The 26,622-nt window shown below is 48.1% G+C and carries 23 protein-coding genes; 16 read left to right on the forward strand and 7 right to left on the reverse strand.

Annotation, left to right across the window (positions count from 1 at the left end; genetic code table 11):
• Positions 1-2 precede the first annotated feature (2 nt).
• The 6 genes from BVG16_RS09765 to BVG16_RS09790 all read left to right on the forward strand — a co-directional run bounded on the left by BVG16_RS09765 (position 3) and on the right by BVG16_RS09790 (position 9,587).
• Positions 3-2,741 carry an alpha-mannosidase gene (locus BVG16_RS09765; protein WP_078498357.1) on the forward strand — a complete coding sequence of 913 codons (2,739 nt, stop codon included), beginning with the start codon at positions 3-5 and terminating at the stop codon, positions 2,739-2,741.
• Positions 2,742-2,773: 32 nt separating this feature from the next.
• Positions 2,774-3,796, forward strand: coding sequence for a carbohydrate-binding family 9-like protein (locus BVG16_RS09770; protein ID WP_078498358.1), 1,023 nt, complete (start codon positions 2,774-2,776; stop codon positions 3,794-3,796).
• Between the two features lie 6 nt (positions 3,797-3,802).
• Positions 3,803-6,421: a transglutaminase domain-containing protein gene (locus tag BVG16_RS09775; protein WP_078498359.1), complete on the forward strand. Its 2,619-nt coding sequence runs from the start codon at positions 3,803-3,805 to the stop codon at positions 6,419-6,421.
• Between the two features lie 23 nt (positions 6,422-6,444).
• The gene (locus tag BVG16_RS09780; protein WP_078498360.1) at positions 6,445-7,479 is read left to right on the forward strand and encodes a glycoside hydrolase family 18 protein; all 1,035 of its coding nucleotides are present in this window, start codon (positions 6,445-6,447) and stop codon (positions 7,477-7,479) included.
• Between the two features lie 184 nt (positions 7,480-7,663).
• The gene (locus BVG16_RS09785) at positions 7,664-8,335 is read left to right on the forward strand and encodes a FadR/GntR family transcriptional regulator (RefSeq protein ID WP_078498361.1); all 672 of its coding nucleotides are present in this window, start codon (positions 7,664-7,666) and stop codon (positions 8,333-8,335) included.
• Between the two features lie 13 nt (positions 8,336-8,348).
• The gene (locus BVG16_RS09790) at positions 8,349-9,587 is read left to right on the forward strand and encodes a CynX/NimT family MFS transporter (RefSeq protein ID WP_078498362.1); all 1,239 of its coding nucleotides are present in this window, start codon (positions 8,349-8,351) and stop codon (positions 9,585-9,587) included.
• A 68-nt stretch (positions 9,588-9,655) separates the two neighbouring features.
• Here BVG16_RS09790 and BVG16_RS09795 read toward each other — a convergent pair whose 3' ends face one another.
• Both BVG16_RS09795 and BVG16_RS09800 read right to left on the reverse strand, forming a co-directional pair.
• Positions 9,656-10,087 carry a MerR family transcriptional regulator gene (locus BVG16_RS09795; RefSeq protein WP_078498363.1) on the reverse strand — a complete coding sequence of 144 codons (432 nt, stop codon included), beginning with the start codon at positions 10,085-10,087 and terminating at the stop codon, positions 9,656-9,658.
• A gap of 25 nt (positions 10,088-10,112) precedes the next feature.
• Positions 10,113-11,123 (reverse strand): medium chain dehydrogenase/reductase family protein, encoded by a 1,011-nt coding sequence (locus BVG16_RS09800; protein ID WP_078498364.1) that lies wholly within the window; start codon positions 11,121-11,123, stop codon positions 10,113-10,115.
• 151 nt (positions 11,124-11,274) lie between these two features.
• Between BVG16_RS09800 and BVG16_RS09805 the strand changes: the two genes are divergently transcribed.
• From BVG16_RS09805 to BVG16_RS09815, 3 genes are all read left to right on the forward strand, one after another.
• Entirely contained in the window at positions 11,275-11,736 is a 462-nt protein-coding gene (locus BVG16_RS09805; protein WP_078498365.1) for a DUF2269 family protein, read from the forward strand.
• Between the two features lie 162 nt (positions 11,737-11,898).
• Positions 11,899-12,408, forward strand: coding sequence for a hypothetical protein (locus BVG16_RS09810; protein WP_078498366.1), 510 nt, complete (start codon positions 11,899-11,901; stop codon positions 12,406-12,408).
• A gap of 95 nt (positions 12,409-12,503) precedes the next feature.
• On the forward strand, positions 12,504-12,812 hold the full coding sequence (locus tag BVG16_RS09815; protein ID WP_078498367.1) for an antibiotic biosynthesis monooxygenase: 309 nt from the start codon (positions 12,504-12,506) through the stop codon (positions 12,810-12,812).
• 73 nt (positions 12,813-12,885) lie between these two features.
• On the opposite strand, the gene BVG16_RS09820 is transcribed toward BVG16_RS09815, so the two are convergent.
• Together BVG16_RS09820 and BVG16_RS09825 are read right to left on the reverse strand one after the other, a co-directional pair.
• Positions 12,886-13,725, reverse strand: a complete 840-nt coding sequence (locus BVG16_RS09820) for a lipoate--protein ligase family protein (protein ID WP_078498368.1) — start codon at positions 13,723-13,725, stop codon at positions 12,886-12,888.
• A 30-nt stretch (positions 13,726-13,755) separates the two neighbouring features.
• The gene (locus BVG16_RS09825) at positions 13,756-13,941 is read right to left on the reverse strand and encodes a hypothetical protein (RefSeq protein ID WP_078498369.1); all 186 of its coding nucleotides are present in this window, start codon (positions 13,939-13,941) and stop codon (positions 13,756-13,758) included.
• A 120-nt stretch (positions 13,942-14,061) separates the two neighbouring features.
• Here BVG16_RS09825 and BVG16_RS09830 point away from each other — a divergent pair, with 120 nt between their 5' ends.
• Complete coding sequence (locus BVG16_RS09830; RefSeq protein WP_078498370.1) at positions 14,062-15,864, forward strand: ABC transporter substrate-binding protein; 1,803 nt, start codon at positions 14,062-14,064, stop codon at positions 15,862-15,864.
• A gap of 49 nt (positions 15,865-15,913) precedes the next feature.
• On the opposite strand, the gene BVG16_RS09835 is transcribed toward BVG16_RS09830, so the two are convergent.
• On the reverse strand, positions 15,914-16,819 hold the full coding sequence (locus tag BVG16_RS09835) for a LysR family transcriptional regulator (protein ID WP_078498371.1): 906 nt from the start codon (positions 16,817-16,819) through the stop codon (positions 15,914-15,916).
• A 130-nt stretch (positions 16,820-16,949) separates the two neighbouring features.
• Here BVG16_RS09835 and BVG16_RS09840 point away from each other — a divergent pair, with 130 nt between their 5' ends.
• Positions 16,950-17,699, forward strand: coding sequence for an SDR family NAD(P)-dependent oxidoreductase (locus tag BVG16_RS09840; protein ID WP_078498372.1), 750 nt, complete (start codon positions 16,950-16,952; stop codon positions 17,697-17,699).
• Between the two features lie 53 nt (positions 17,700-17,752).
• Here the strand turns inward: BVG16_RS09840 and BVG16_RS09845 are convergent, their stop codons facing one another.
• Entirely contained in the window at positions 17,753-18,202 is a 450-nt protein-coding gene (locus BVG16_RS09845) for a hypothetical protein (RefSeq protein ID WP_078498373.1), read from the reverse strand.
• Between the two features lie 161 nt (positions 18,203-18,363).
• Entirely contained in the window at positions 18,364-19,161 is a 798-nt protein-coding gene (locus tag BVG16_RS09850; RefSeq protein ID WP_408635316.1) for a lipase family protein, read from the reverse strand.
• 228 nt (positions 19,162-19,389) lie between these two features.
• On the opposite strand from BVG16_RS09850, the gene BVG16_RS09855 reads away from it, so the two are divergent.
• The 5 genes from BVG16_RS09855 to BVG16_RS09875 all read left to right on the forward strand — a co-directional run bounded on the left by BVG16_RS09855 (position 19,390) and on the right by BVG16_RS09875 (position 26,605).
• A complete protein-coding gene (locus BVG16_RS09855; RefSeq protein ID WP_078498375.1) occupies positions 19,390-20,352 on the forward strand; it encodes an ABC transporter permease in 963 nt (320 codons plus the stop codon).
• Between the two features lie 60 nt (positions 20,353-20,412).
• On the forward strand, positions 20,413-21,279 hold the full coding sequence (locus tag BVG16_RS09860; protein WP_144027349.1) for a carbohydrate ABC transporter permease: 867 nt from the start codon (positions 20,413-20,415) through the stop codon (positions 21,277-21,279).
• 73 nt (positions 21,280-21,352) lie between these two features.
• Positions 21,353-23,020, forward strand: a complete 1,668-nt coding sequence (locus tag BVG16_RS09865) for an extracellular solute-binding protein (protein ID WP_078498377.1) — start codon at positions 21,353-21,355, stop codon at positions 23,018-23,020.
• A 225-nt stretch (positions 23,021-23,245) separates the two neighbouring features.
• Complete coding sequence (locus BVG16_RS09870) at positions 23,246-24,832, forward strand: response regulator (RefSeq protein ID WP_078498378.1); 1,587 nt, start codon at positions 23,246-23,248, stop codon at positions 24,830-24,832.
• A gap of 15 nt (positions 24,833-24,847) precedes the next feature.
• Complete coding sequence (locus BVG16_RS09875) at positions 24,848-26,605, forward strand: sensor histidine kinase (protein ID WP_078498379.1); 1,758 nt, start codon at positions 24,848-24,850, stop codon at positions 26,603-26,605.
• Positions 26,606-26,622: the final 17 nt, after the last annotated feature.

Raw genomic sequence — 26,622 nt, forward strand, 5'->3', positions numbered from 1 at the left:
GCATGTCGAACAAAAAAACAGCCCATATCATCTCGCACACCCATTGGGACCGCGAATGGTATTTACCCTATGAAAAACATCATGTGCGTCTCGTGAAACTCGTAGATACGCTTCTCGATAAGTTGGATCAAGATCCGGAGTATCGCAGTTTCTATTTGGACGGACAGACCATTATTCTAGAAGATTATCTTCAAGTAAGACCGGAACAAAAGGAACGGTTGACGAAGCATATCCGTAACGGCCGTATTCTCATTGGGCCTTGGTATATTCTGCAGGATGCATTTCTGACGAGCGGCGAAGCGAATGTCCGTAATATGCAGATTGGACACCAAGATGCACAGCGTTACGGGGACGTCTCGAAAATCGGGTACTTCCCGGATACATTCGGGCTTGTCGGCCAGACGCCTCAGCTCATGCAGCAATCAGGAATTCAGAACGCATTCTTCGGACGCGGTGTGAAGCCAACGGGATTCAATAATACGGTCTCGGATGGAGACTATGAATCCTCCTTCTCTGAATTGCAATGGGAAGGGCCGGATGGCTCGAAAGTGCTTGGGATTTTATTTGCGAACTGGTACTCGAACGGCAATGAAGTGCCGACGGATCCCGAGGAAGCTAAGGCATTCTGGGCACGTAAGCTGGCGGATGCTGAGAAATACGCTTCGACAGGCGAATTGCTCTTCATGAACGGCTGTGACCATCAGCCTGTCCAATTGGATTTACCCGAAGCGATTCGAGTCGCACGTGAGTTATATCCGGACACGGAATTTATTCATTCGAATTTTATTGACTACTTGCAGTCATTAGACAACGCCTTGGACCGTGAGTTATCTTCGGTACGCGGCGAGCTTCGCAGCCAACGGACGGATGGATGGGGAACGCTTGTGAACACGGCTTCCGCTCGCGTGTACTTGAAACAGATGAATCAACACGGACAGATCATGCTGGAAAAAGTGGCAGAACCGTTGTCTGCTTATGCGAGTCTGCTCGGTCATGACTATCCGCATCACTTGTTCACTTACGCTTGGAAGACTTTAATGCAGAATCATCCGCATGACAGTATTTGCGGCTGCAGCGTAGATGATGTGCACCGTGAAATGGTTACGCGCTTTGAGAAAAGCCGGAATGTTGCGGAGACGATTGTGCAAGACAGTATCGAGGTGATTGCGAATCATATCGATACCTCATCTTTTGCAACGTATGGAGAGGATGCGCGTCCTTTCGTCGTATTTAATACGACAGGCAAGGATCGGAGCGGCACGGTGACCGTGGAACTGGATGTAGCTCGCCATTATTTCCGTGAAAATATCCCATTCCATGAGATGAAGTCACGCGTGAAAGAATTCGTCATTGGCGATTGGCGTGTCGTGGACAGCGAAGGTCGCGAAGTAAGCTGCACACTGACGGATCTTGGATTAAATTTTGGTTACGATTTGCCGGATGACCAATTCCGCCAACCTTACTTTGCTCGCAGGGTCCGCATCGAATTGGAAGCAGAGGCGGTACCTGCGAACGGACATCAAGCCTATGCATGGGTTCCTTCCGTTCATGCGGGTTCCGTTAGAAACGCGAAGGCAAGCTTACGGGTTGATGAACGCACGATGGAGAATGCGTATTTGCGCATACACGTGGAAGACAACGGTTCTGTGACCTTGACGGACAAAGAAAGCGGTAGAACCTACAGCGGCTTGTGCGTTTATGAAGATAGCGGAGATATCGGCAACGAATATATGTATCGCCAACCAGATGGGGAAATCGCAATCACGACGGCAGATCTGTCCGCAGAGATTTCTGTTGTTTCAGATCAACCTTATGCTTGCGCGATTCAAATTGTACATGCGTGGGATGTGCCGAAGGGAGCTGACGCGCTTCTGGAGCAAGAGCGGAACGAACTTGTCTGGTTTACGGGCAGAAGATCGGCTCGGGCGCTGGAGACGGTCAAGCTCAACATCGTAACGACGATTACCCTGGAGAAAAACGGCAAAGGATTGAAGGTCAGCAGCTCGTTCGATAATCAATCGACAGACCATCGCTTAAGAATGTTATTCCCAACGGATGTAGACAGTCTTGTCCATCAGGCGGACTCCATGTTCGAAGTTGTCACACGGGATAATGAACCGTCGGCAGAATGGGTGAACCCAAGCTATTGTCACCATCAACAAGCGTTCGTCAGCGTGAAGGATTCATCTACGGGCTTGACCGTAGCGAACCTAGGGCTGAACGAATACGAGGTGCTTCGTGACGGTCGCAATACGATTGCAGTTACACTCCTTCGCTCCGTGGGAGAACTTGGCGATTGGGGCGTCTTCCCGACACCGGAAGCCCAATGTCTTGGACAAGGAAATGCGGAGCTCATGATTATTCCGCATGGACAAGGAACGCCAGAAGAGGCTTATTCGACGGCTTATCAATATCAGGTGCCTTGGATGTCGGCACAGACCGATGTACATCAAGGAACCCTTCAGCCTATTCACGGTTGGTTCAAGTGGGACGGAGCAGGGATGGAATTATCTTCTGTCAAAGTCGTTGAAGAGACAGGGGATCTGGCACTGCGGTGGTTTAATGCAACAGCATCGAAGACAACTTTAGCTGTTGAACCGAAATTCGCGTATACAGGTGTTCATAAGAGTACGATCTTAGAGCATCGCGTGGATGCGGTAGAGGTTCAACCCGGAGCAGACCTTGCGGTTGGCGTCGGTTCAGCAGAGATTGTAACACTCGTGGTCAGCATGCCATCGTAAAGAACGTTCAAAATCCTATGGGAGGCAGTAACATGAATCGAAGTGGAGTGCCGGAGCCGAATATTGAATATGCTCCCAAACATTATATATGTAAACGTGCAGAGGGACCGCTCGTGCTAGACGGTCGTATCGATAAACCGTTCTGGGATACGGCGGATTGGACAGAAGAGTTCGTCGATATCGAAGGCGATCTTCGTCCGAAGCCAGCGAAGCAGACTCGCGTGAAAATGCTGTGGGATGATCAGTATTTCTATTTCGCGGCAGAGTTAATCGAAGACCAAATTTGGGGGACGTTAACCGAGCGGGATTCCGTTATTTTCTATGACAATGACTTTGAAATTTTCATTGATCCTGATGGGGATTCCCATCAATATTATGAGTTCGAGATCAATGCGCTGAACACGGTTTGGGATTTGCTATTAGTGAAGCCGTACCGTGACGGCGGCCCTCCGGTGAATGCGTGGGATATTAACGGACTGCAGACAGCCGTTCACATTGATGGCGAGCTGAATCAGCCGGGCGCAGAGAACCGGAAATGGAGCGTCGAGGTGGCAATGCCATGGACCAGCCTGCGTGAATGTGCGGCTGAAGGGCGCCCGCCTGTCAAAGGTGAGTTCTGGCGCGTGAATTTCTCCCGTGTGGAGTGGCGCACGGAAGTTCAGGATGGCGAATACCGCAAGGTTGTGAATCCGGATACGGGCAAACCTTATCCGGAAGATAACTGGGTATGGTCGCCGATGGGCCTCATCAACATGCATTACCCAGAGCTCTGGGGTTATGTCGTGTTCGCGGATCAGGAAGGCCCGCACGGGTTCGAGATGCCGGCCGATGAACGCATCAAATGGGAGTTGCGCAAGTTGTACTATCGTGAGCGTAATTACTTCGAAGCCCATGGCCAATTTACGAAGGACTTGCAGCAATTGATGGGTGATGAGACATGGGCGATTCAACCGATGATTGAGACGACGAGCCGATTATTTCAGATTTCAGCACCATCAGCAGATGGAACCGCAACCCTGTTTATCCGGGAAGACGGAAAGCTATGGAAGGAGTGAGGAACGGTGACAACGCAAACCTCCGTATTTTCATTAGACCAAGAGGCTTTGGAGCTTATTGAACGGAAATTCCGTGAGAAGAGACAGATGGCTCATGCGAGAGAACAGCAATTATTTCGTATTTTGGATGAGGCATTGACGGAAGAAGAAACATGGGCGCTGAAATACTTGTTTGCTTATATGCCTGTGAACGATTTGGCGGATTATAACGGTGAGCTATTTCTGAGCCACGTTAGAACGACCTTGGACATTCGTCAACAAATTCCTTGGGGCGAGCGGGTTCCTGATCATTTATTCTTGCATTTCGTGCTGCCTTACCGTGTGAATACGGAAGATATCGAGGACAGCCGCGGGATCCTATTCAATGAATTAGCCGATCGGACTCGGAATTTATCGATGGCAGATGCTATTCTCGAGACCAACTATTGGTGCCACGAGAAAGCAACGTATATCGGCAGCGATTTGCGTACGATCTCGCCGTTGACGATGATCCGCAATGCGCGCGGACGCTGCGGTGAAGAGTCGACGCTTGCCGTAGCCGCGCTGCGCAGTATTGGGATTCCGGCACGCCAAGTGTATACGCCGCGTTGGGCTCATTGCGATGATAACCATGCATGGGTAGAAGCTTGGGCTGACGGTGAATGGTATTACATTGGCGCTTGCGAGCCGGAAGCACGTCTGAATCAAGGTTGGTTCAGTCCGCCGGCACGACGGGCCATGCTGATCAATACGCGAATCTTCGCCAATTATCCCGGACCGGAAGATATTACGCTTGCGGATAACTGGTTCACGGAAATTAACTTGTTAGAAGGATACGCACCGACACGTACGATTACGGTGGTAGTGAAAGATGAGCAGGGCAGTCCGATAAATGGAGCTGACGTTCATTTCGAACTTTATAATATGGCTGAATTTTATCCGATCGCTACGCTGCCAACCAATGAGCAGGGTGAAGCGTCATTCAAAACAGGGTTCGGTGACCTCGTTATCCGTGCAGTGAAGAATGGCCAGTGGGGCGAACAGAAGATCACGGTTGCTGACTGCGAACGCTTGGAATTGGTCATCAACCAATACGAACAGCCGGCAGAGAGTTGGGACTTCGATATGGTGCCGCCGCCGGAACGCGAGGGCGATGCTGCCGATGCGATCTCTGAGGAGCGCATACAGCGTCATAATGTTCGTCTCGAAGAAGGAACCAAGATTCGTGCTGGCTATGAGGCGACGTTCATGGAGGAAGCTGAAGCAGCGACGCTGGCCCAAGCCGCGGGTCTTCCGACCGAGCGGGTATGGGATGTACTGCGTAAAGCACGCGGCAACAGCCGTGAAATCGCTGCATTCCTTGAGGAGCGTATGCCTGAATATGGGGAGTGGCCATTGCGTTTATTGGAGAGCCTGAATGAAAAGGATCTTGTCGATACATTCCGTCCAACACTGGATGACCATCTCATAGGCTCGCTTGCACAACGTGGAGATCTTGCGGAAGATATTTTTGTTGCGTACGTGCTATGTCCGCGCGTTCTGTATGAAATGATCGTGCCGTACAAGCAATTTTTCCAACAGGCCTTCGCGGCAGCGGAGTCTGCAGCGTTCAAATCAGATCCTGTAAAGCTCGTTCAGTTCATAGACGAGACATGGAGTATCTGGGAAGACCTTCAGAATTTGAAGGGCAAGGGAACGCCGGTAGGCACCTTCCAGTTGAAGATGGGAGACCGGAACTCGATTGATATTCTATTCGTAGCCGTCTGCCGCAGCTTAGGTATCCCGGCGCGTCTTCACCCAAGCGAACATAAGCCGCAATATATGGTGAACGGCATCTGGAAGGATGCGACGTTTACGAAGGGCATGGTTGAGCAAGTACAGCTTGCAGACAATGGTACATTGCGTTTGCTGCGGGATCTCTCCGCTTCAACGGACGCTCCGGCAGCTTCGTATGCTGAGAACTTTACGTTTGCCCGGCTAGAGAATGGGTTCTACAAAACATTGGTCTACCCGTATGGAAAATCCGATGTATACGACGAGCCCTTCGAAGTGGAACAAGGTTCTTATCGGTTGACATCCGGTGTTCGTCTGAAAGATGGCACGGTGCAGGCGCGGTTTACGTATTTTACGGTATCTGCGGGTGAGCTGACCGAAGTTCCATTGACCTTCCGCCAGACTACGCTGGATCTTCCAGTGCTCGGTACGGTGGATCGGAGCGGTACGCTTACGTCGCTGGACGGAGCCGATCAGACTTTAGGTGAATTGACAGGTACACACGGTGCGTTCGTTGCTTGGCTTGAACCGGAACGGGAACCATCCAAGCATTTGATCCGCGAACTTGCGGAGCTTCAAGACGCCCTCACCGAGCTGGGCGCCCCCGTTATTCTGATTGTAGGCGATCAACAGTGGACAGCCTCCTTCGATCCGAACGGTTATCCGAAGCTGCCTGCCGGCACGAAGTTCGTCCGGGATTCCACGTATGAATTATTGCCGGGCTTTTTCTCCGAACCTCCAGCCAGTGAAGCGGGCTTCCCGCATCTTTTGGTACTGGATGGAGAGGATCAGATTCGGTATACGGCTTCTGGATACAAATTGGGTGCGAGTAAAGAAGCGTTGCAGGTGTTATCCAGTGTATGGAAATCTTAAACGGATTGGAGTGAGATCAATCGATGGAACAACAATATATTGTGGCTGGTTATTGTGTCGATACTAAGCTTCCTGAATTGACGCGGGAGGACTTGCAGAAACTAACCCATTTGAATTTGGCTTTCGGGCATGTGCGTGAGGATCAAATCCGCACGGAACATATGCAGCATATGGAGTTATTGCGGGAGATTAAAGCAAACCATCCCGCACTACATCTTATCCTATCGGTAGGTGGATGGAGCGCAGGAGGCTTCTCGGAGGCAGCATCTACCGAAGTGGGAAGACAGCGTATGGCTGAATCGGCCGTTCGTGCATTAACGGAATACCCGCTCGACGGCATCGATCTCGATTGGGAGTATCCATGTTATGGCGAAGCAGACATTCACTCAAGCCCGGACGATAAGAAGAACTTCACGCTGCTTCTGAAGACGATCCGCGAAGCATTGGATCGCAAAGGCGCGCAGGATAACAAGCACTACTTGCTAACGATTGCCGCAGGAGCGGATCAATATTATATCGATGGTACCGAGATGGACCAAGTCCAGCAGTATTTGGATTTCATCCAGTTGATGACATATGACATGCGCGGCGGGTTCCAGGTTCTGACGGGGCATCATACGAATCTGTACACACCAACCGGTGATTTATTCCGGATCAGTACGGAAGCATCGGTGAATCTATTCATGCGGGCAGGCGTCCCCCGCGAGAAAATCGTGATCGGGGCGGCCTTTTACTCCCGGGTATGGCATCAAGTGCCTGACCGTAACCATGGCCTCCATCAAATGGCAGGGACAACGGGCGGGTATGGTCCTGATTTTACGACGCTTACCGCAGAATATATTAATAAGAACGGATACACAAGATACTGGGATGAGGAAGCTCGCGCGCCTTATCTGTTCAACGGTCAAAGTCTCATCTCCTATGATGACGAAGAGTCTATTCATCACAAATGCAGCTATGTGAAGGATCAGCAATTAGCTGGCGTGATGTTCTGGGAGTACAGCTGCGATACAACGCATCGTTTGCTCGGAGCGATCTATAACGGATTAAAAGGTTAACTCGAATCTAGGAAATAGAACTCATAGATATGTATCAAAAACACCCTGCAGGGTCGGGATAGGTAGTAAATCTACCATTCTGCCCTGCAGGGTGTTTTTTGGCATGAAATAATTAGTTCTTGCCTCGATGTGTCGCCTATGTTATTTTTAAATGACCAATCATCCTATGTTTGGAGGTATGAATTTGAAATTACAAAAGGCAACACGTGTAACCCTAACGGAACAGATCGCTGCTCAGTTGGACCAACTGATTCAATCCGGTGAATGGGCTGTGGGACAGCGGATCCCCGCAGAGCCTGAATTGGTAGAACAATTGGGCGTGAGTCGCAACACGGTGCGGGAAGCAGTCAAGGCGCTTATCCATGCGGGATTATTAGAAGCCCGGCAAGGCGATGGCACGTATGTGTGCTCGAAGAGCGATTTGGGCGCGGCGCTGAACCGTCGGTTCAAGAAGTCTGACTTAATGGAAATATTGGAGGTCAGGTATGCCCTCGAGCGAGAAGCTGTCCGGTTGGCTGCAGAGCGCAGAACAGAGGAGGACATTGAATATCTCCAACAATGTTTGATGAATCATAAGGATGCGGGTGGGAAACCCGAATACGTTGAAGTTGATTTGGAGCTGCATAAAGCGATTGTTCAAGCAACGCATAACAGCATTCTGATTGATCTCTATGAGCATATGACCGAAACGGTGAAGGCCACCATCCACCCGGCAAGCGAGCTTCAGCATCAGCATGATGAGATTCATGCTGATTTAGTGAAATATATCGTAGAACAGAACGTTGATGCGGCTGTGGATACGGTTCACCGCTTAATTCAACTATCGATGAGTGACATTCAGATGCACTTGATGTAAGGAGTAAGGAAACATGAAGAAACAAGGAACAAGAAATTTAGTTGTATTATTTATAGGCATCATGCTGATTGCAGCCAATTTGCGAGCGCCTATTACAGGTTTAGGCCCGCTGGTCGGGATGATTCGTGAAGATACGGGCTTATCTGGTACCGTAATTGGGTTGTTGACCACACTTACTTTGTTAGCTTTTGCTGTGCTATCTCCCTTAGTGCCTAAGATTTCGCAGCGTATTGGTATGGAACGAACGATTTTTTTAAGTCTGATTGTCCTCACGATCGGCATTCTGATCCGGTACATGGCTTCGGTAACGACGCTATTCGTCGGAACAGCCCTCTTGGGACTCGCGATTGCTGTTGGGAATGTATTGGTTCCCACCTTGATTAAGCGAGATTTCCCGGATCGAGTTGGTCTCATGACCGGGGTCTACTCCTCCTTCATGAACTTATGGGCAGCCGTAGCCTCCGGGATCGCCATTCCGCTTGCAGACAATGCAGGATTAGGGTGGCACGGTGCTTTAGCGGTTTGGGCCGTGCTTGCCGTCATTGCTATGTTCATCTGGCTGCCTCAATTACGCCATTCAACCGCCGCTGCATCAGGGGCGCGCAAGGCCCATCAGAAAATCAATCTTTGGCATTCCAGATTGGCTTGGTGCGTGACGCTATTTATGGGATTCCAGTCTTTCCTCTTCTATGTCAATATCACATGGCTGCCGGAAATTATGCATGCGCAGGGTATGAGTATTACGACGGCTGGATGGATGATGTCGCTGCTACAAATGGTGAGTCTTCCGGCTTCCTTGTTCACGCCTATCATTGCAAGCCGAATGCGCAGCCAACGTCTGCTCGTAGCGCTTGTCGTATCGGGTTTTGGTATCGGGTACGCAACATTAATTATTGGAGGATCGGTGCTCACGGCAATCGGGGTCTCCTTGATTGGGATTGCGGGCGGCGCTGGATTCAGCCTAGCGGTGATGTTCTTTGCGCTTCGTACGCGGACGGTACAGCAAGCCGCTGAAATGTCCGGTATGGCACAATCTATTGGGTATTTAATTGCAGCCGTAGGACCGATGTTATTCGGATTGCTTCATGATATGACGAATAGCTGGACGGTCTCCTACATTTCTCTGTTTGTTACGTTATTTCTATTTACGATATTTGGTCTTGGAGCGGGAAAGGACGACTATGTCGTGCCTTATGAACGCGCGCAAGACACAGCAGAACCGACGATTCGTCCAGAAAAGACACCTTCCTAAGGTGACTTCAAGCTGCCGATACCAGTCAAAACACGAAAATAACGTGTTAGACTGGTTTTTGCTGCTTATTAACATCGTCCCTCTTCTTCTGCCTTACTCTTCTGTTCATTTAGCATGTTGAAGTAGAACGCTCTTTTCTCAAGTGCGATCCCCTTCACAGCTTCCAACTGCTTCATCCGTTGGTCCAACTCGTCGATGTGCTGGTCTAAAATCTCGATCCGTTTATGCAACGTATCGTCGATATCGAAATCGGCCTCACGCTGCGCTGTAAGCAGGCAGCCGTCTTTCGTAAAATTCGAGATATCCTCTAGCTTCATTCCCGTCTGCTTCAGACCGTGAATAAACCGGATAAACCGTAAATCCGCGTCGTCGTATTGTCGGATTCCGGCTTCCTTCCCGTGCTGGCGCCGGGGTCTCGGCAGCAGTCCGATTTTCTCGTAATAACGAAGCGTAAAAGCTGTTATACCCGACAGTTTCGCGATTTCGCCGATCGTGTACATATCGCATCACCGCCTTTATTTATGATTAACTTGTGATAAGAACGATTTTACCAGCAATTTGAGACGTTTCAAGCAGCTTATGCGCCCGCGCTGCTTCACGCAGCGGAATCCGTGCAGCGATAATCGGATTGATTTGTCCCTCGGCAAGCAGGTCGAACACGCGTGCCAAATCCTCGCGGAACCATTCCGGCCGCTCTTTTCTCAACATTGTGGAGGAATACAGGTAAGCGGGATTGCCCTCGGGGGTCATTTTTTTGGTAGCAAGGTTCGTCCAGTCGTTGACCCAACCGCCGGAGTCAGTCTGCCCGAGAACTGAGGTGTATCCGTAGCCAACGAAGCGTCCACCCGTACCCAGTGTTCGGAATGACCGCTCCCAGTTGTTTCCGCCAATCGGATCAAATACGGCGTCCATGCCTTCCGGCGCCATTCCGCGCACAATTTCAACAAAATCCTCTGTTCTGTAGTCGATCGGCACCGCTCCATATCGGGTGACGACGTCGTGTTTGGCAGCCGAAGCGGTACCAAACATTTCAACGCCCGCTAGCCGGCCAAGCTCAAGCAGTGCGGTGCCCGTCCCTCCGCTTGCGCCATGAATCAAAATACGGTCCCCTGCGGAAACGCCCGCGAGTCGATGCAACATTTGATAAGCCGTGACATAATTCAGAATGATCGCCGTTGCTGCCGCGGCGTCAATTTGCGCTGGTACCGGGTATAGCTCGTCGAATTTCGCATAAACATAGGCCGCGTAACCTCCAGTACCGTTGTAAAAAACAGCGACTCTGTCGCCTTTCTGGACATGCAGCACGTCCTCTCCGAGATCATCGACAATGCCAACCGCATCGTATCCCGGTGTAAAAGGTGTAGGCGGTGAGCCGGGATATTTGCCCTCTCTTCGCATAATATCGGCAAGCGCAACTCCGGCGCTTTGCACACGGACTCGAACCTCGTCCCGCAGTGGCTGGCGCAGCGGCTCCTCTACGATTTTCAATGTTTCCGGCCCACCATATTCTGTTACAATCACACGTACGTTCATCATTTTGCATCTCTCCTCGATCCAGAATTAGTAGATGCCTTGTATTGTAGGGGTTTGAGTTTACTCTAAGTCAAGAGAATATACCTAAAATTTATATAAACAGGCTTTAATTCGTAGTCGGTCACGTAAGATGAGGAGAAAAGGAGGATGGTTGATGAGTTGGCTGCAGCTGTTAGTTCTGGTACACGTATTATCTGCGATTATCGGTATTGGACCAACGTACTTCGGACATGTGCTGATGCGTCGCAATCAGACGGTTGCCGAATATCGGTCTGCGCTTCAAATCACGAAATATCTGGATTTTTTTCCGAAAATCGGCGGGTCCATCGCAGTCTTAAGCGGCTTGTGGTTATTCTTCGCTGGTTCGTACGGAACTTTCACACAGCTATGGTTGCTGGGATCACTCATTCTATTTGTGTTGATCCAGATCATCGTGCTTGGTTTCATAACCCCTGCTATGGGCAAATTGAGACAATGGCTCTTAATCCCCGCGAATGAGCGGCTACAGCGATTCCCGGCTGAACAGCAGCACACCGTGAATAGGATCAATAACCTTTTCTATGCTGCCTCTACACTAGGAGTGATCTTGTTTATCTTTATGATTATGAAACCGTAGCAGGAGAAGACAGCTTGCAAGGAAATCGAACATGGTTGGCCTCGGTCTCTAGACCGAGGTCTTTTTCCTTTTACAGCCCGATTCTATTCCTGCGGAATGGTTTGTACAATAGAAGTAATTGGATGATAGATAACGATACGATAGAATGGGACGGGATGTTGTATGATGCAGTGGATGCACCCTTTTATGCGATTTGTGACGAGTCGGTTCGGACATGGCGGTGAGGTAGATTATCAATGGCCTTCTCCACAACTGCCGGTAATCAGCATACGCAGTAGTATGGGAGAATATCGCGGCGGTCACCGACCGTCGCCGAAAGTCGCGATTGGCCTCATCGCTGTGGGCGATATCGCGGTAGGTTTAATTTCAATTGGGGCGATAAGTTTAGGCGTGCTTTCATTCGGGGCCGTAGCGCTTGGGGTGTGGCTTGCGTTAGGGGCGGTCGCCATCAGCGGATCATTCGCCGCGGGTGCCGTGGCTGCTTCCTGGTTATCCGTAGGTGCTGTGGCTATCGGGGAGTGGGCTTTGGGTGCGGTAGCCATTGCCGAGACAGCGCTCGGGGTCGTAAGTATTGGAGAGTGGGCCTACGGCGTGGTCGCGATTGGGGCACACGGCTTCGGATTAATCCCCATTATTGGCGATTTGTTTAAGTGGTTTGGAGATTTGTTTTAGCGGTGTGCATTTCGTTATAATGGAGTGGACAGGAAAATCTGTCCATTGAACTTATACACGGATGATTCCTAAGGGTCCGTAGCGGAGGCGATAAGATGTTAGTTGTAACCAATACGATTCGCATTAAAGCAGGCTTTGGCAGTCAGGTCGCAGAACGATTCGCGCAAGCGAAAGGCGTTCAGGCGATGCCGGGTTTTGTACGGATGGAAGCATGGCTTGGACAAGGGCAAGAAGGCGAAGAAGAACTGAAAGTGTGTACAGTATGGGAGAACGAAGAGGCATTCAAGAACTGGACATCCAGTGATACCTTCCGTGAATCTCATCGCGGTGCGGGTGACAGCAAAGAATATATGCTAGGTGCTTCGCTTAATAAATATCAACTGGTGGTTAGCCATAGCGCGTAAGCTTGGCACCCATCGCAACTCAGCAGAAAGCGTGTCTTCTCGATGAAACAACATGGGGAGGGCACGCTTTTTCTTATGAGATGCCATATCGCTGGCGCAATGTGGCTGCCATCGCATGGATTTCTTCGGATGTGGGAATGATCCCGTTCGGTAGGATACGATCTGCTTCATCCCTGGATTGCTGTTCTCGGATGACTCGCTTGATCGCATCAATAAAGGCCTGCGCAGCGTGTGGACCGATGTGTGCCAGTTCCTCTAAACTTGCGGTGCTTTGCTCCTCAACGATGGGATAGTCAGGTTGTGCAGCGCCGATAGCCGCTCGTTCGTAGAATTCCCTTGCAAGCTTGGCACGCTCGCGGCCTGAGCCTTCTGCAATCACGAAAGCCTGCACGATATAAGCTTTCGCCTGCCTCCGTTGTGCAATGCCACAGAATTTACGACCCGCAATACTTAAGTCATAGTCACCAGGACAGAATGCGCCTTGAATTTCCCCTTTTTCTACAGGATATCCCGTTTCGCGCAACGCTTCGCGAATTAGAGTATACATTTGTTCGAAATCTTGATGAAAATGGCGGTCATCTCCAGCGGTTTTCGGTAAGATAAGTGAAATATTGATTACTCCGGGATCCAGCGGGACACCGGCTCCTCCCGTATTACGCACGGCTGTGGAACGACCGAGCGAAGCCAACCAATGGAGAGCTTCCTTCGCCTGGGGTAAGCGGCTGTCGCGCAGCCCTAAGACGAATGCATGTGGATGGCGCCAGAGATGGCAGATTGCGGGACCGCCTTTTCCCGTCTGCCGACACAACAGTTCATCCAGTGCAAACGGATATAAGATGTCGGTCTCGCTTAGGTCTTGGGTTCGGTCAAGCAGCAGGATGTTGCGCAGACTTGTTAAATGATGATCTTTCATAGCAGTGGTCCTCTTTTCGTTCCATATCAGTTATGTTCTATTATGGAACAGAAGACGTGATTTCCGCAAGAAACCGAGCAAGCTCTGCTTGCGCAATCTAGCTGCGGATTGGATGGCTTTGCGATGCAGGTAATATCCGCTCCGATCCCGCTTATCAATATCTTGTTGATGGAAAACCGTTAGTTGTTCTTTAACATACATTTCGGATAGTGTCATGGTGATTCCCCCTTTGCTTGAGTTCATTATCCTCTCGCCAAGCCGGCAGAAAAAGAGTATAGTTTTATCAAAATATTTCCTCTTTTAGGGTCATAAAATGGAGGGGGGAGTGACGAAAACATGCAGATGATTGAACGTTACACGGTGTTATTTGATAAATTCGGGAGCTCGGACGGCAAGGTTGGCATGACTGCGGAGGTGTCGCTCGAGCAACTCGCAGAGACGTTGTATTGTACGGTAAGGAACGTGAAGCTCATCATTCGCCGGTTGGAAGAAGAAGGGTGGATTCAATGGCAAGCCGGCCGAGGAAGGGGCAATTTGTCCCGTCTCACGTTTCTAGCTGATAAAGACAATCTGGTCCTGGAACATGCGCAGCAGCACGCGGAACGCGGTGAATATAAGCAAGCTTTTGATTTATTGCATGCCTACAGTGAAGAGACGCAGGTCAAGAGCAAGTTCATGGACTGGCTCGATACGCAGTTCGGTTACCGGACGGAGTCTTGGCAAGGGAAGAACGAGGCGGATATGCTGCGCTTTCCTGTATACCGCCCTATTAATACGCTGGACACAGGAGAGTTGGTGTACGCATTTGACTCGCACATGGCGCGGCAAATTTTCGACCGGCTTGTTCAATATGATGCGGTTCGAAGTCATTTTTCGCCGAGTATCGCGCATACCTGGGAGCATAATGAGGATGCGAGCGTCTGGACATTTTATCTTCGCAAAGGGATTCAATTCCACCATGGACGCGAATTGGTAGCCGAGGATGTTGTCTTTACGCTGGAACGATTACGGACAGGGAAGATCCAGAGCTGGATGATGCGTACGCTAGATCGGGTGGAGAAGCTTAGCGATTATGCCGTACGGATTCATTTGACCCGATCAAATTGGCTATTCCTTCGTTTCCTGTGCTCAGCATCTCTATCGATTCTGCCTTGGGATCTGGGGGGCTTGAGTGAGGAGCATTATTGGAGACTTCCGCTCGGGACGGGACCTTTCCGGATTATCGAATGGACGGAGAATCAATGTGTGCTGCAGGCGCATCATGCTTATTTTCAGGGGCGTCCGCATTTGGACGGCGTCATCATCGCTTTTATACCGGATGAGAAGGCCTGCCAACCGAAGGATACCCAATGGCCGCGATTAATGTATGGACATGACCATAAGGAGACCACCACGGATGCGGAGTGGAAACGGATTGAGTGGCTGTCACGCGGATGCAATCTGATTCATTGGAATATGCGGAAAGACGGTCCCCAGCGATCTCTCGCTTTTCGACGGGCATTAGACTTGCTGTTGGATCGGCAGCGAATGATTCAGGAATTGGGAGAGGACCGCATGTATCCGGCCCGCGGGTTTTATCCAGATGATAATACGCCCTATGAACATGATATGTTTGATCCGGATTACGCCCTAACAATGCTGCGCGAAGCTGGATATGACGGAAAACCGATTACGATCATGACGCGTAAGGTCCATGAGATAGATCTGTTGTGGCTGCAGCAGTATTTTGCTGAATTCGGCATTACGATTGAGGTTCAAATCGAGACATGGCAATCCATAAGGCACCCGGATATTTTGATGAAAGCAGACGGCATTTTAAATGAGTTCGTTCTGGCAGAAGAAGAGGTATGCTTGTTGGAAATGTATGAACAGGAAGGAGGCCTCGCGCAGGAGTTCATGCCAGGAGACTTCAATCGTTGGATTTCTTCCAGGATTGATCGGACCCTGGAATGCCAGAACGCAGCCGAACGGTGGGTGCATTTGTCTGCCATTGAGCGACGAATCCATGATGAGGGAGTGATTCTATTCCTGCTTCACAAAAATTTAAACACTCAATTCCATCAAAGCGTGCGGGGTGTGGGCATGAATTCCTTGGGCTGGATTGACTTCAAGGATGTATGGGTGGCAGCCATTTCATAGTGATATATTGAAAAGACTATCCGCACGACGGATAGTCTTTTCCATTCGTCTACCCGAATTGCTCCAGGCGGTATTTCAATTTCTGGATAAACAGCTCGGATGCCTTAGGGAAATGTCTCCCTTCCGCACGTACCCATCCCAAATGAACCGGATCCATATTCTCGATCTCCAGGTTCACCGTAACAATCTCGCCTTGCCGCACCGAAGGTTCGTTCAAGAAGGAGAAGTTGAGTCCGATGGTTGAAGCCATGCCATCTCGGACAGCTTTGACAATAGCTGAGGTATTGTTGGTATAGAAGAGCACATTGGAAGGATCGAGCTTCGACTTATACCGTTCCATGAACCCCGTGAGATAATCTTCGTTGTATAGTACAAGCCCCTCGTGCTTCAAATCATCCAACGTGACGGATTTACTTAACGCGAGCGGTGAATTGCGATTGACAGCGACAACCATACGCCCTTGAAGCAGCCGACCAATCTGCAGCCCCCCACTCTTATGTTGAAAATGCTCCGATAAGATCACAAGACCGAGATCGACTTCGTTGTGACGAACATCATCCATGATCTGCTCAATGCCTTTCTCGCTGATATCCAATTGGATGTAAGGATAGTCGCGCTTAAAATCCAGAATCGCATCCATAGCGAGCAATAAGGGACCCGGGAAGGCGGCAAGCCGCAATTCTCCATGCTGTGTGTTGGCATAGCCGGCTGCTTCTTCTCGCAATTCGTTTGCCTTAGCGACTACCTCGAATGCCTTTTTGATCAACACTTGCCCCTCAGGTGTAGGGGTTGCGCCAATACGTGAGCGTACGAATAAGGATACCCCCAACTCCGACTCTAAGTTCGAGATCGATTGACTGACAGCCGAGAGCGTTACATGCAAATTATGCGCTGCGGCCGTGAATGAACCTGTCTTGGCTACCTCAATCACACAAGTCAATTGTTCTAGCTGCATCGTGATTACCCCTTTAGAGTTCCTTAAGTATCGGTTAATAGGTTTAAATATACTTAATCATAGAGCAGGGGTAAAATAAAATCAAGCAATGAGAAACATCACTAATTTAACCAAATTGGAGGTATTTTATATGGCAACGAATAGAGTGGCAGTTATCACAGGTGGAGCGAGCGGGATTGGTCGGGAAGCATGTTTGAAATTTGCCAAAGAAGGAGATCGGGTCGTTGTAGCCGATTTCAATGAAGCGGGCGGACTAGAGACAGTTGAGCATATCAAGAGTACGGGTGGAGAAGCCGTATTTGTCAAAGTTGACGTAACGAAACAAGCAGAAGTAGAAGCATTGGTAGAGAAAGCCGTAGAAGTATACGGTCGGATCGATGTCATGTTCAACAATGCAGGAATCGGAGGCGCAGGTCCTGTGTTGACGCAAGATATGGATTTGTACCACCGGACGATTAACGTGAATCAACATGGTGTTGCTTACGGTATTATGGCCGCAGGGAACAAAATGAAAGAGCTTGGCATCCAAGGTGTCATTATCAATACCGCATCTGTATTCGGATTCCTTGCTTCACCGGGTACATTTGCTTACCATGCGACCAAAGGCGCGGTCATCATGATGAGTAAATCCGCAGCGTTGGAACTATCGCCACATCATATTCGCGTCGTCGCTGTTGCACCGGGCGCAGTGGATACACCGATTATTCAAGGGTTCAAAGACAAAGGCATGTTAGACAGTATGCGTGCCAAAGTTATCGGAGGAGAATTGACGCAACCAGAGACAGTAGCAAACACGGTTTATCTCATTTCCCTACCTGATGCGGAAGCAATCAATGGTAGTGTTGTGATGGCAGACCAAGGATATGCCTCTTTCAAATAATTCATCTGAAATTCAAAAAGACTGCCAGCATGCTGGCAGTCTTTTCGTTTATTCTATTTCTTCTTATGGCTGCCCACCGTGAATTTGTCCACGCTGTTCCAGTCTGCTTTTTTATTCACATTGCGAACTTGGTTCGTCGACTCATCATATTCGTAACCGTCTTCCAAAAAGAGCTGTTTAACTTCCAGCTTGAACTGCAAAGCACAGGTTTTGCATAAGTGACCGCGATGAATCAGCGTATCGCAGAAGTAGCAGGGGTAAGTCAAATTCTGATAATCATGAGAATAGAGCTTGCCCTCATTGATATATTTAATGATTTTGCCGACGGATACTTCCGTAGCTTTACTCAGCTCAGGGATCGTACATTTGCGATTGTTCTTCAGATATTCTGCACAACGTTCCAGCTCGGAGCGGATGAAGGTGTAGCATTCAGGGCAATATTCCGAATAGTATTTCTGGAACACCTTATCGCATCGTTTGCAATTATCAACATTGAAAGTCATGGGTTCACCTCATATCGGGTCATGCATTTTAGTATAGAGGATATCTCCTCTGAATGCGATGTATGATTTAAATCATATATCGGCATCGGGGGTAGATTTCCTAAGCTTATTGGAAAAAGTTGTAACCAAGGGGTCAAACTCAATGACGAAGGGTACATCATTTATTCACTGGATTTCGTGTCCGCAACAGGGCAAAACCCGGGGTTGAGATTGCATAAGAGCTTGGCATACGCTGGATTTTGCTCAGATAGATCGTCGAAATAACTACCGATGAGATGATTGGCCGCGACGGAGCCGTTTTGAAAGTGAAGAGAGGTCACGGACGGGACATGGCTATAGTAGTAGGTTTTCTCTCGTTTAGGCAGCTTATAGATGAATGGGGGCGCATGCGTGACGACATCGAAGAGATTGGCAATGCGGGTGCTATTCTTGACGTATTTGGGGAATACCCGAGCAAAAGCGGGATCACCGACGCGAGGCGAACCGTATGTAAAAAGGTAAGGGGATGTGAATTTCGTATTTGCGGCGATATCGATGGCACATAACGTGGCGAGCGCTGCTCCAAGACTATGCCCGGTTACAAATAAGGTTTTATCAGGGGAGAGTTTGTTGAGCCCAGCTATGATTTGATCCCTTGCCGATGAATAGATATCGGTGAATCCCCGATGCGTCAGGCAAGGCTCTTGAATATATTTGAAGGTTTTCTGTGATGCGATGGCATCTGAAATCCAATTGGTCTTGGACATGGTACCTCGAAAAGCAATGATGATTTCTTGTGATGACTCCAGCATAAACCCGAACCGCTCCCATACCCTGCTAATGGATTTCGCGCGAATGCTAGCGACTTCGGAATAATTCAACGGAACGACGAACTTGCCGTTGGGATCGTTGAATTGTGCATAGGTCTGTTCACACACAGCTGCAAGAAAAATGGCCCATTGATCTTGATAACTATTCATACCCACGTGCATCCCGCCCTTCTTCCATACACTATATTAGAAGGAGTAGGGGGTAATGCCTATATTGTGAGAAAGCGCCGATTGCATCAGCAAATCGGCCTTTTTGTCATGGGTTCACAGGGTATGTTAATAAATTACATGGAAATGTATCACATTTCGTTGTTTACACATCTACCCAATGGAAGCGCTTAAACTTTAAAATAAGAATACAGACAAGGAGGTTATTACATGGCGCAGATATCCGTCAAACCGGAGAGCGATGTTCCCATTCCAGCATCGAAGCAAGGCAATTTGTCGAGGCTCAAGAGACAATGGGACTTGCAGCTCATGGTCGTTCCCGGCATCATATTAATTCTAATTTTCAGCTATATCCCGATGTATGGCGTCTTAATGGCCTTTCAGGATTACAGTATCTTTAAGGGATTTCTACATAGTCCATGGGTGGGATTCAAACATTTTGAAATGTTCTTTAATTCACCAGAGTTCTTCAATGTCATGCGGAATACGATGGTGATTAGTTTATTGAAGCTTTGTATCGGCTTCCCAGCACCGATCATTCTGGCCTTGATGCTGAATGAAGTAAGACACATGTTCTTCAAACGTGTGATTCAGACGATCACGTATCTTCCACACTTTATGTCCTGGGTTATCGTAGCAGGAATCGTGATGTCACTGTTATCCACCGATAACGGCAGTGTCAATATTTTGCTCGAGAATTTGAATCTCGTGAATGAACCGATTAATTTCTTGTCCATTCCGAAATTATTCTGGAGCATCTTGGTGACGACGACTGTGTGGAAAGAGATAGGGTTCGGTTCGATCGTCTATATGGCAGCCATTGCAGGCATTGACCCGAGCATGTACGAAGCTGCTTCCATAGATGGCGCGAATAAATTCAAGCAAATCTATCTCATCACGCTTCCTTCCATTATGCCGGTTGTCATTATCTTTATGATTCTCGCGATCGGTAACCTGCTTAATGCGGGATTTGAAGACATTTTGCTGCTTGGTGTGAACCCCGTACTTCGAGAAGTATCGGATGTCATAGAAACTTATGTTTATCGTGTCGGTATACAGAATTCCCGATACTCATACGCCACGGCGGTTGGACTTTTCAAAGCGGTTATTAGTGTAGGTCTTCTGACAATGGCTAATTATCTCGCAAGAAAATCCGGTAACAGCTTGTGGTAAGACGAAAGACTTCATGGGAGGTGTATTCTAGTGGCACGGCTTCAACTATCTGATCGACTGATGTATATCGCAATCTATACGTTATTAACTTTACTCGCTTTCTTAACTTTCTATCCGTTCTGGAATGCGCTTGTTATATCCTTTAATAAAGGAATCGATACCTCTATGGGCGGTGTTACGTTCTGGCCAAGAAGCTTCTCGCTTGAGAACTATGAGGTTGTTTTTAAGGACAAGCGGTTGTTAAATGGGTTTGGGATTTCCGTAATGCGTACTGTGGTGGGGACCCTATTCTCTATCTTGGCAACAAGCATTCTTGCCTACGGCTTGTCCAAGCGCGAGCTCATGGGACGCAAATATTATATGGTCATCTGTATTATCACGATGTACTTTAACGGTGGGTTGATTCCCACGTTCCTATTGAATCGCAGCCTTGGACTTATCAATACGTTCTGGGTGTTCATTATTCCGGGTCTCATCAGCGTATGGAACATGATTATCTTTAGAACCTTTTTCCAAGGGCTGCCTCAGGGGCTTGAGGAATCCGCGAAGATTGACGGATGTGGGCATTGGGGGACATTCTTCCGTATTGTTATACCGCTGTCTGGTCCGGTTATTGCGACGTTATCCTTATTTACGGCGATTTATCATTGGAATGACTGGTTCCTTCCAAGTATCTATATCTCGAATGAGAAGCTTCTTCCGATTCAGACCATGTTGAAGCAAATCCTAAGTTCGAATATTATGACAGAGCAAATGTCGAATATGGATTCTGCGGCACAAGGGCAATTGGCGAAGATGCAGAGCGTAACCAGTAAATCCTTGTCCATGGCAACGATGATGGTTGCAACACTACCGATTGTAATGGTGTATCCATTCGTGCAGAAGTACTTCGTTAAGGGCGTATTGGTTGGTTCGTTAAAAGAGTAGTTGTACCTTGGTTCCTTCGTTTAGGGCATCTTGCTTTAAACATAAATACAATATTGAAAGGGGAAATAGTCAGATGAAGAAAAAAATGCTTTTGAGTGTCTTGTGCGCTTTCCTAGTTCTTTCTCTACTAGCAGCGTGCGGCGGTAAATCGGATTCTACAGAGAAGAGCACAACCGATGAAGGTACGAAGACAGAGAGTAACGCAGGCGAGGCAACAACAGCGAGTGATAAATACGAGCTGGGCAAAGAGCAATTGGATTTTACTTTCTATGGTCACTATGATTGGTACACAATGCCTACATGGGGGCAAGATCGTGCAACAGCATGGATTAAAGATAATAAAAAAGTGAATATCACAGCGATTCACTCTGGCGGTAGTGCAGCACAGAAACTAAATACGATGATTGCAACCAATGAACTTCCTGATGTCATTTGGATGGATCGCGGTTCCGATGTGGAGAAGTTGCGTGAGGCGGGCATGCTCGTTGCATTCGATGATTATCTTGATAAATATCCGAACTTGAAAACATGGTTAGATTCCAAAGGGATGAACATGCTTCGTTCCGAGGACGGCAAATTGTATCAGTTCCCGAACTGGTATACAAGCCAACCGAACGGTAATGCAGGTTATGTTGTAAACAAGAAGATCTACACAGAGCTTGGTTCGCCGAAAATTGAAACGACAGACGATTTGTACAACTACTTGAAACAAGTCAAAGAAAAATATCCGAACGTGATTCCGTTTGAGACAGGTATTGCAAAAGACGGGCAAGGTCTAGATCAATTGTATGCCGCGTTCAAAGAAGACAATAAGAGCTTCACGCGTATCCGTGCTGTACCTACAGGGGACAAGTTGACTTCCATCTTCAAGGATGAGCCGTTCCGTCAGTCGATGGTCTATTCGGCGAAATTGTTCCGTGAGAAATTAATGACGCAAGATGCGATGACCCAAACGAAAGACCAAGAGAAAGAGAAAATTATGACAGGTCGCGTAGCGATCTATGCGACAGCCAGCCCGACAGACATCGCTCAGCTTGCTCAACCTGAGCTTGCCAAAGCAGATCCAAACGGCGGTTATATCATGATTCCTCCAGTTCATGCAGAAGGAATCGATCCAGCGAAAGTATTCCCGGGTTCATTTAACCAATTAGGTTGGAACGTATCCGTTATTACCAAAGCAGCTAAAAATCCAGAAGCGATCTTCGCGTTCTTGGATTGGTACACAGGTCCAGAAGGACAAAGCGTTCAAATGTGGGGCCCTCCAGGCGAATATTGGGATGGCGTAGACACGGATGGGATTACACCTAAATTCACAGATAAATACGTTACAGATGCAGATGGTCTTGCGAAGCTTCAAGGTGAAACGGTTAACTTGATGTGGAATGGTAACACGGTATTTGATGATAAGACAAAAGCGAAATATGAAGCATCTCTTCCAGAAGAAAAACGCAGCTGGGCTACACACTGGCAAAGCACTGTGACTTGGAAGTCACAATCCGATGCAACAGAATTCGTGAATCTGGATCCAATGCCTGAGAGCGAAGAAGGTATTATTCGCCAACGTATAGAAGATATTTATCTTGAGGCGAGAGCAAAAGCATTATTCGCAAAATCCGATGCAGATGTCATTGCTGTTCTAGATAAAGCTGAAGCAGATGCACAAACAGCTGGCTTCGATAAACTTCTTGCCTTCAGAACAACGAAATGGCAAGAAAACTTAAAGAAAATGGCTGGTCAATGAGAAAAACCTCTATCCTCGGTTCTTTCGAAGATGAGCGACCGCGTTATAAGGTAGTTTTTATCGCCAAATAGAATTTTGTGTTTCGATACGTCGAAACTTTGATGAATTCTATTGTGGTAGCATATTCTTGTCCGATAATAAACGAAGGGTATACTACTATAGTATACCCTCGTTTGTATGCTAGACTCGCAGTGTGTAGACATCATTCCAAGGGGGGCTGGGGGCATGTATAAGGTTTTGTTAGCAGACGATGAAATGCTAGATTTAGAAGGTATGAAGCAATTCATCCCGTGGTCTGAGTTAGGGTTAGAAGTTGTAGATGCCGTCAGCAATGGGTTCTCCGCTTGTGAGGTCATGGAGCAACACGTCATCGATATCTTAGTAACGGATGTCAACATGCCGAACATGTCGGGCTTGGAATTGGCCCGCCTTGCGCTGGATAAGAAAAGCGATCTGCGGATCATTTTCGTGAGCGGATATCAGGACTTTCATTATGTGAAGCAGGCATTATCCCTGAAGGCCGTCAGCTATGTGCTGAAGCCGATGGATGATAATGAGCTCATATCCTCATTAACGAAGGTCAAGCAAGATCTGGATGAAGAACGGAAACGCCGGGATACCGAGGAAGCGTACATGCAGATGATCCCGATGGCGAAGAATGATTTGCTTATTCGTCTATTTGAAGGGGATTTAACATGGGATCATTCGGATAAGCTCCAGAAACTTGCCGTTTCATACGGTCTAAGTGTCCTGCAATGGCCGATTCGGATTGCCGTGTTGGAGCTGGATGATTTGGCATGGATGCTCCAGGGTGAAGGGGAGCCGTCGCAGCAAGAGATCATGAATATGTTCTTCGTTGCGATGAATGAGATTTGCAAGAAACATGGCATGCCGCATAGCTGCAAGGTATCACGCCATCGGATGGCGATCCTGATGTCCGAGTCTGCACTCGGTGCATGCATGCAAGAGATGTACGGGACGCTGGAATCCATCTTCGCACGGCGGACGATGACCATCGGAGTAGGTGAAGCGGTCTTAGGGCTAGATCAATTGCATGTGTCATACCAGCAAGCCTTAGAAGCCTTAGATGGAAAGATGTTCTTCGGTAAAGGGAAGCAGATTTATTATGAAGAGGTGCGCAAAGCGCCAGCGTTACATGACGCGAAAACATTAGATTTTCGATTGGATGCATTATTCACGGCCATGACGCATTATGAGTTGGTTCGTATCCATGATGAAATCGAAAATTTATTCCAATCCGTGAGTACGATACGTTCCAAATTAACGATTCATAATCTTACGATGTATTTGATATGGAAGCTGGATCAGCATTTGCAGACTTTGGATGAGAATATCTTCGATATGCTGGGGATGGAGCTTCACAATCTCGATATCTTGTTACAGTTCGAAACGACCTTGGATATCCGTTCGTGGCTTGTGCGAAAGGTGTACGAAATTTCCGAATTGCTTCATCAGAAGTCAACCTCGAAGAACAGCAAACTTACCCGGGAAATATTAAAGACGGTCAAAGAACGCCTTCATGAGAATATTACGTTAAAGGATATCGCGCACCAGTTTTCTTTTTCACCCAATTATTTGGGATTTCTCTTCAAAGAAGAGGTCGGAAAGACCTTCAGTGAGGTGCTCATTCAGATGCGTATGGATCAAGCGCGCGAGCTGCTGAAGGACCCATCGCTTAAGATCTATCAAATTGCCGATCAAGTGGGATATCGCTATCTTCCTTATTTTAGCCGGCAATTCCGAGAGACCTTTGGCATGACACCGATGGAGTATCGCAAAAGAGAATGTTAACGGGGGGATATATCCATGCCAATGCCTGTCCGTCCTAAAAATCCAGGCTATCTCCCGATTGGATATAAGCTTATGTTCACGTTTATGATCTTCATCATTATTCCGGTTCTGGTAATTGGCTATGTCTCGCACGCCATGTATCAAGATTCGATTCGCAAGCAGACCACGAGCAATATTCAAGGTACGCTGCTTCAAATCAAGGATAATATCGAATATAAGCTAGAGGATGTTACGCGTGTCTCCGGAATGTTGTATTATGACTATTCACTTGCCACGCAGCTGCGAAGCTATCGAGAGGGATGGGAAAGCTTCGAGCGAACTACAAAATATATTATGCCGAAATTGAACATTGCGTTGAATGCAACAGGTATGAATTTATGGATGTCGATTTTTCTGGAGAATGATACCCTTCCGGAGGTCTATAACGGTTCCTTCGACAATGAGAATCCAGATGCGCTTGAGCGCTCTTACGGATTGTATCATCTGAAGAGAATTGAAGATAAGCCTTGGTACCTGAGTTTCCCTGTGGAGAATTACGGGCATACGATGCAGTGGAAGCAAGTTGAACGGGATGGGGACTTCGATCGCATTTCGCTCTTGCGTCGGATGGTGGATAGTTTTGATCCGGTGCGGCTCAAAGAGATTGGGTTCATGCGTCTGAGCGTGCGAATTTCGGAGCTGTTCCAGAGCGCAGACTATCATAAGATTGGCGAAGGCAGTGTCATCACCATCTTGGATGAGAAAGACACCGTCATGTATCAATCCGGGGTGTTATCAAGCGAGCTGCTTCACCAGAATGAATCAGAAAGCCATTATCTAACGATTGAAGAAAATCTGAATAATCCTTCGTGGAAGTTAGTCGCCTATATTCCAACGAATATTATGGAGAAGGATTCCTTGAAGGTTCGGATGTTCGTCATCGCGGTATGTTTCCTTTGTCTGGTTGTCTTTACCTTTGCAGGTGTCTTCATCTCCCGGTATTTCTCGATTCGAATCAATAAATTTGTCTCTGTTCTGAATGCCTTTCGTGAAGGGGATCTTCATAAGCGGATATCCTATCGTGGGAAGGACGAGTTCTCACAGATTGCAACGGCGCTGAATGAGATGGGTGAGAATATCGGCGACTTGATCAAAGAGGTATACCTGACCCAGCTGCAGAAGAAGGAAGCAGAATTGGAGACGCTGCAATCGCAGATTAATCCGCATTTTCTGTACAATACCTTATCCTCGATTAATCGCTTAGCCAAATTTGGTGAAACGGAGAAAGTGCAGCAGACCGTGCTCGAATTGGCGAAATTCTATCGGCTGACCTTGAATGAAGGACGCACAATGATCCCCGTACCTACGGAGATTGAGCAGGCGAATGCGTATCTGGAGATTCAAAAAATAAAGTACGGTGATCGGATGGAAGTCATGTTCGATGTTGATCCTGACATCTGGCCGTATGAGACCATGAAGCTGGTTCTTCAACCGTTTATCGAAAATGTGATGAAGCACGCATGGTGTGCAGACCGGATCCATATTCGCATTGTGGGACAAAGAGACGGCGACGATATCCTCTTCCGCATTATTGATGACGGGATTGGCATGAAGCAAGAGCGGATTGACCAAATTTTTGATTTCGAGGGCCATGTGAATGCGGGGTACGGAATTCGAAATGTGGATCAGCGGATTAAGCTTCAATATGGCGCAGGCTACGGGGTATCCATCTATAGTAAGTTAGGGATTGGTACGTCGGTGCAAATACGTATCCCGGCGAGACGGAGAAAGTAACGTGGATCGGGATCCCT

Source organism: Paenibacillus selenitireducens (assembly GCF_002021565.1).
In the GTDB taxonomy this organism is placed as follows: domain Bacteria; phylum Bacillota; class Bacilli; order Paenibacillales; family Paenibacillaceae; genus Paenibacillus_K; species Paenibacillus_K selenitireducens.

What these genes read in the sequence shown, in the direction of transcription:
- BVG16_RS09805 (WP_078498365.1), top strand. Translation starts at nt 11,275, where the DNA reads ATGAGTTGGCTGCAGCTGTTAGTTCTGGTACACGTATTATCTGCGATT.
- BVG16_RS09835 (WP_078498371.1), bottom strand. Translation starts at nt 16,819, where the DNA reads ATGCAGCTAGAACAATTGACTTGTGTGATTGAGGTAGCCAAGACAGGT.
- BVG16_RS09825 (WP_078498369.1), bottom strand. Translation starts at nt 13,941, where the DNA reads ATGACACTATCCGAAATGTATGTTAAAGAACAACTAACGGTTTTCCAT.
- BVG16_RS09875 (WP_078498379.1), top strand. Translation starts at nt 24,848, where the DNA reads ATGCCAATGCCTGTCCGTCCTAAAAATCCAGGCTATCTCCCGATTGGA.
- BVG16_RS09770 (WP_078498358.1), top strand. Translation starts at nt 2,774, where the DNA reads ATGAATCGAAGTGGAGTGCCGGAGCCGAATATTGAATATGCTCCCAAA.
- BVG16_RS09830 (WP_078498370.1), top strand. Translation starts at nt 14,062, where the DNA reads ATGCAGATGATTGAACGTTACACGGTGTTATTTGATAAATTCGGGAGC.
- BVG16_RS09855 (WP_078498375.1), top strand. Translation starts at nt 19,390, where the DNA reads ATGGCGCAGATATCCGTCAAACCGGAGAGCGATGTTCCCATTCCAGCA.
- BVG16_RS09790 (WP_078498362.1), top strand. Translation starts at nt 8,349, where the DNA reads ATGAAGAAACAAGGAACAAGAAATTTAGTTGTATTATTTATAGGCATC.
- BVG16_RS09765 (WP_078498357.1), top strand. Translation starts at nt 3, where the DNA reads ATGTCGAACAAAAAAACAGCCCATATCATCTCGCACACCCATTGGGAC.
- BVG16_RS09860 (WP_144027349.1), top strand. Translation starts at nt 20,413, where the DNA reads ATGTATATCGCAATCTATACGTTATTAACTTTACTCGCTTTCTTAACT.
- BVG16_RS09800 (WP_078498364.1), bottom strand. Translation starts at nt 11,123, where the DNA reads ATGATGAACGTACGTGTGATTGTAACAGAATATGGTGGGCCGGAAACA.
- BVG16_RS09870 (WP_078498378.1), top strand. Translation starts at nt 23,246, where the DNA reads ATGTATAAGGTTTTGTTAGCAGACGATGAAATGCTAGATTTAGAAGGT.
- BVG16_RS09820 (WP_078498368.1), bottom strand. Translation starts at nt 13,725, where the DNA reads ATGAAAGATCATCATTTAACAAGTCTGCGCAACATCCTGCTGCTTGAC.
- BVG16_RS09865 (WP_078498377.1), top strand. Translation starts at nt 21,353, where the DNA reads ATGAAGAAAAAAATGCTTTTGAGTGTCTTGTGCGCTTTCCTAGTTCTT.
- BVG16_RS09795 (WP_078498363.1), bottom strand. Translation starts at nt 10,087, where the DNA reads ATGTACACGATCGGCGAAATCGCGAAACTGTCGGGTATAACAGCTTTT.
- BVG16_RS09815 (WP_078498367.1), top strand. Translation starts at nt 12,504, where the DNA reads ATGTTAGTTGTAACCAATACGATTCGCATTAAAGCAGGCTTTGGCAGT.
- BVG16_RS09780 (WP_078498360.1), top strand. Translation starts at nt 6,445, where the DNA reads ATGGAACAACAATATATTGTGGCTGGTTATTGTGTCGATACTAAGCTT.
- BVG16_RS09845 (WP_078498373.1), bottom strand. Translation starts at nt 18,202, where the DNA reads ATGACTTTCAATGTTGATAATTGCAAACGATGCGATAAGGTGTTCCAG.
- BVG16_RS09850 (WP_408635316.1), bottom strand. Translation starts at nt 19,161, where the DNA reads ATGAATAGTTATCAAGATCAATGGGCCATTTTTCTTGCAGCTGTGTGT.
- BVG16_RS09840 (WP_078498372.1), top strand. Translation starts at nt 16,950, where the DNA reads ATGGCAACGAATAGAGTGGCAGTTATCACAGGTGGAGCGAGCGGGATT.
- BVG16_RS09810 (WP_078498366.1), top strand. Translation starts at nt 11,899, where the DNA reads ATGATGCAGTGGATGCACCCTTTTATGCGATTTGTGACGAGTCGGTTC.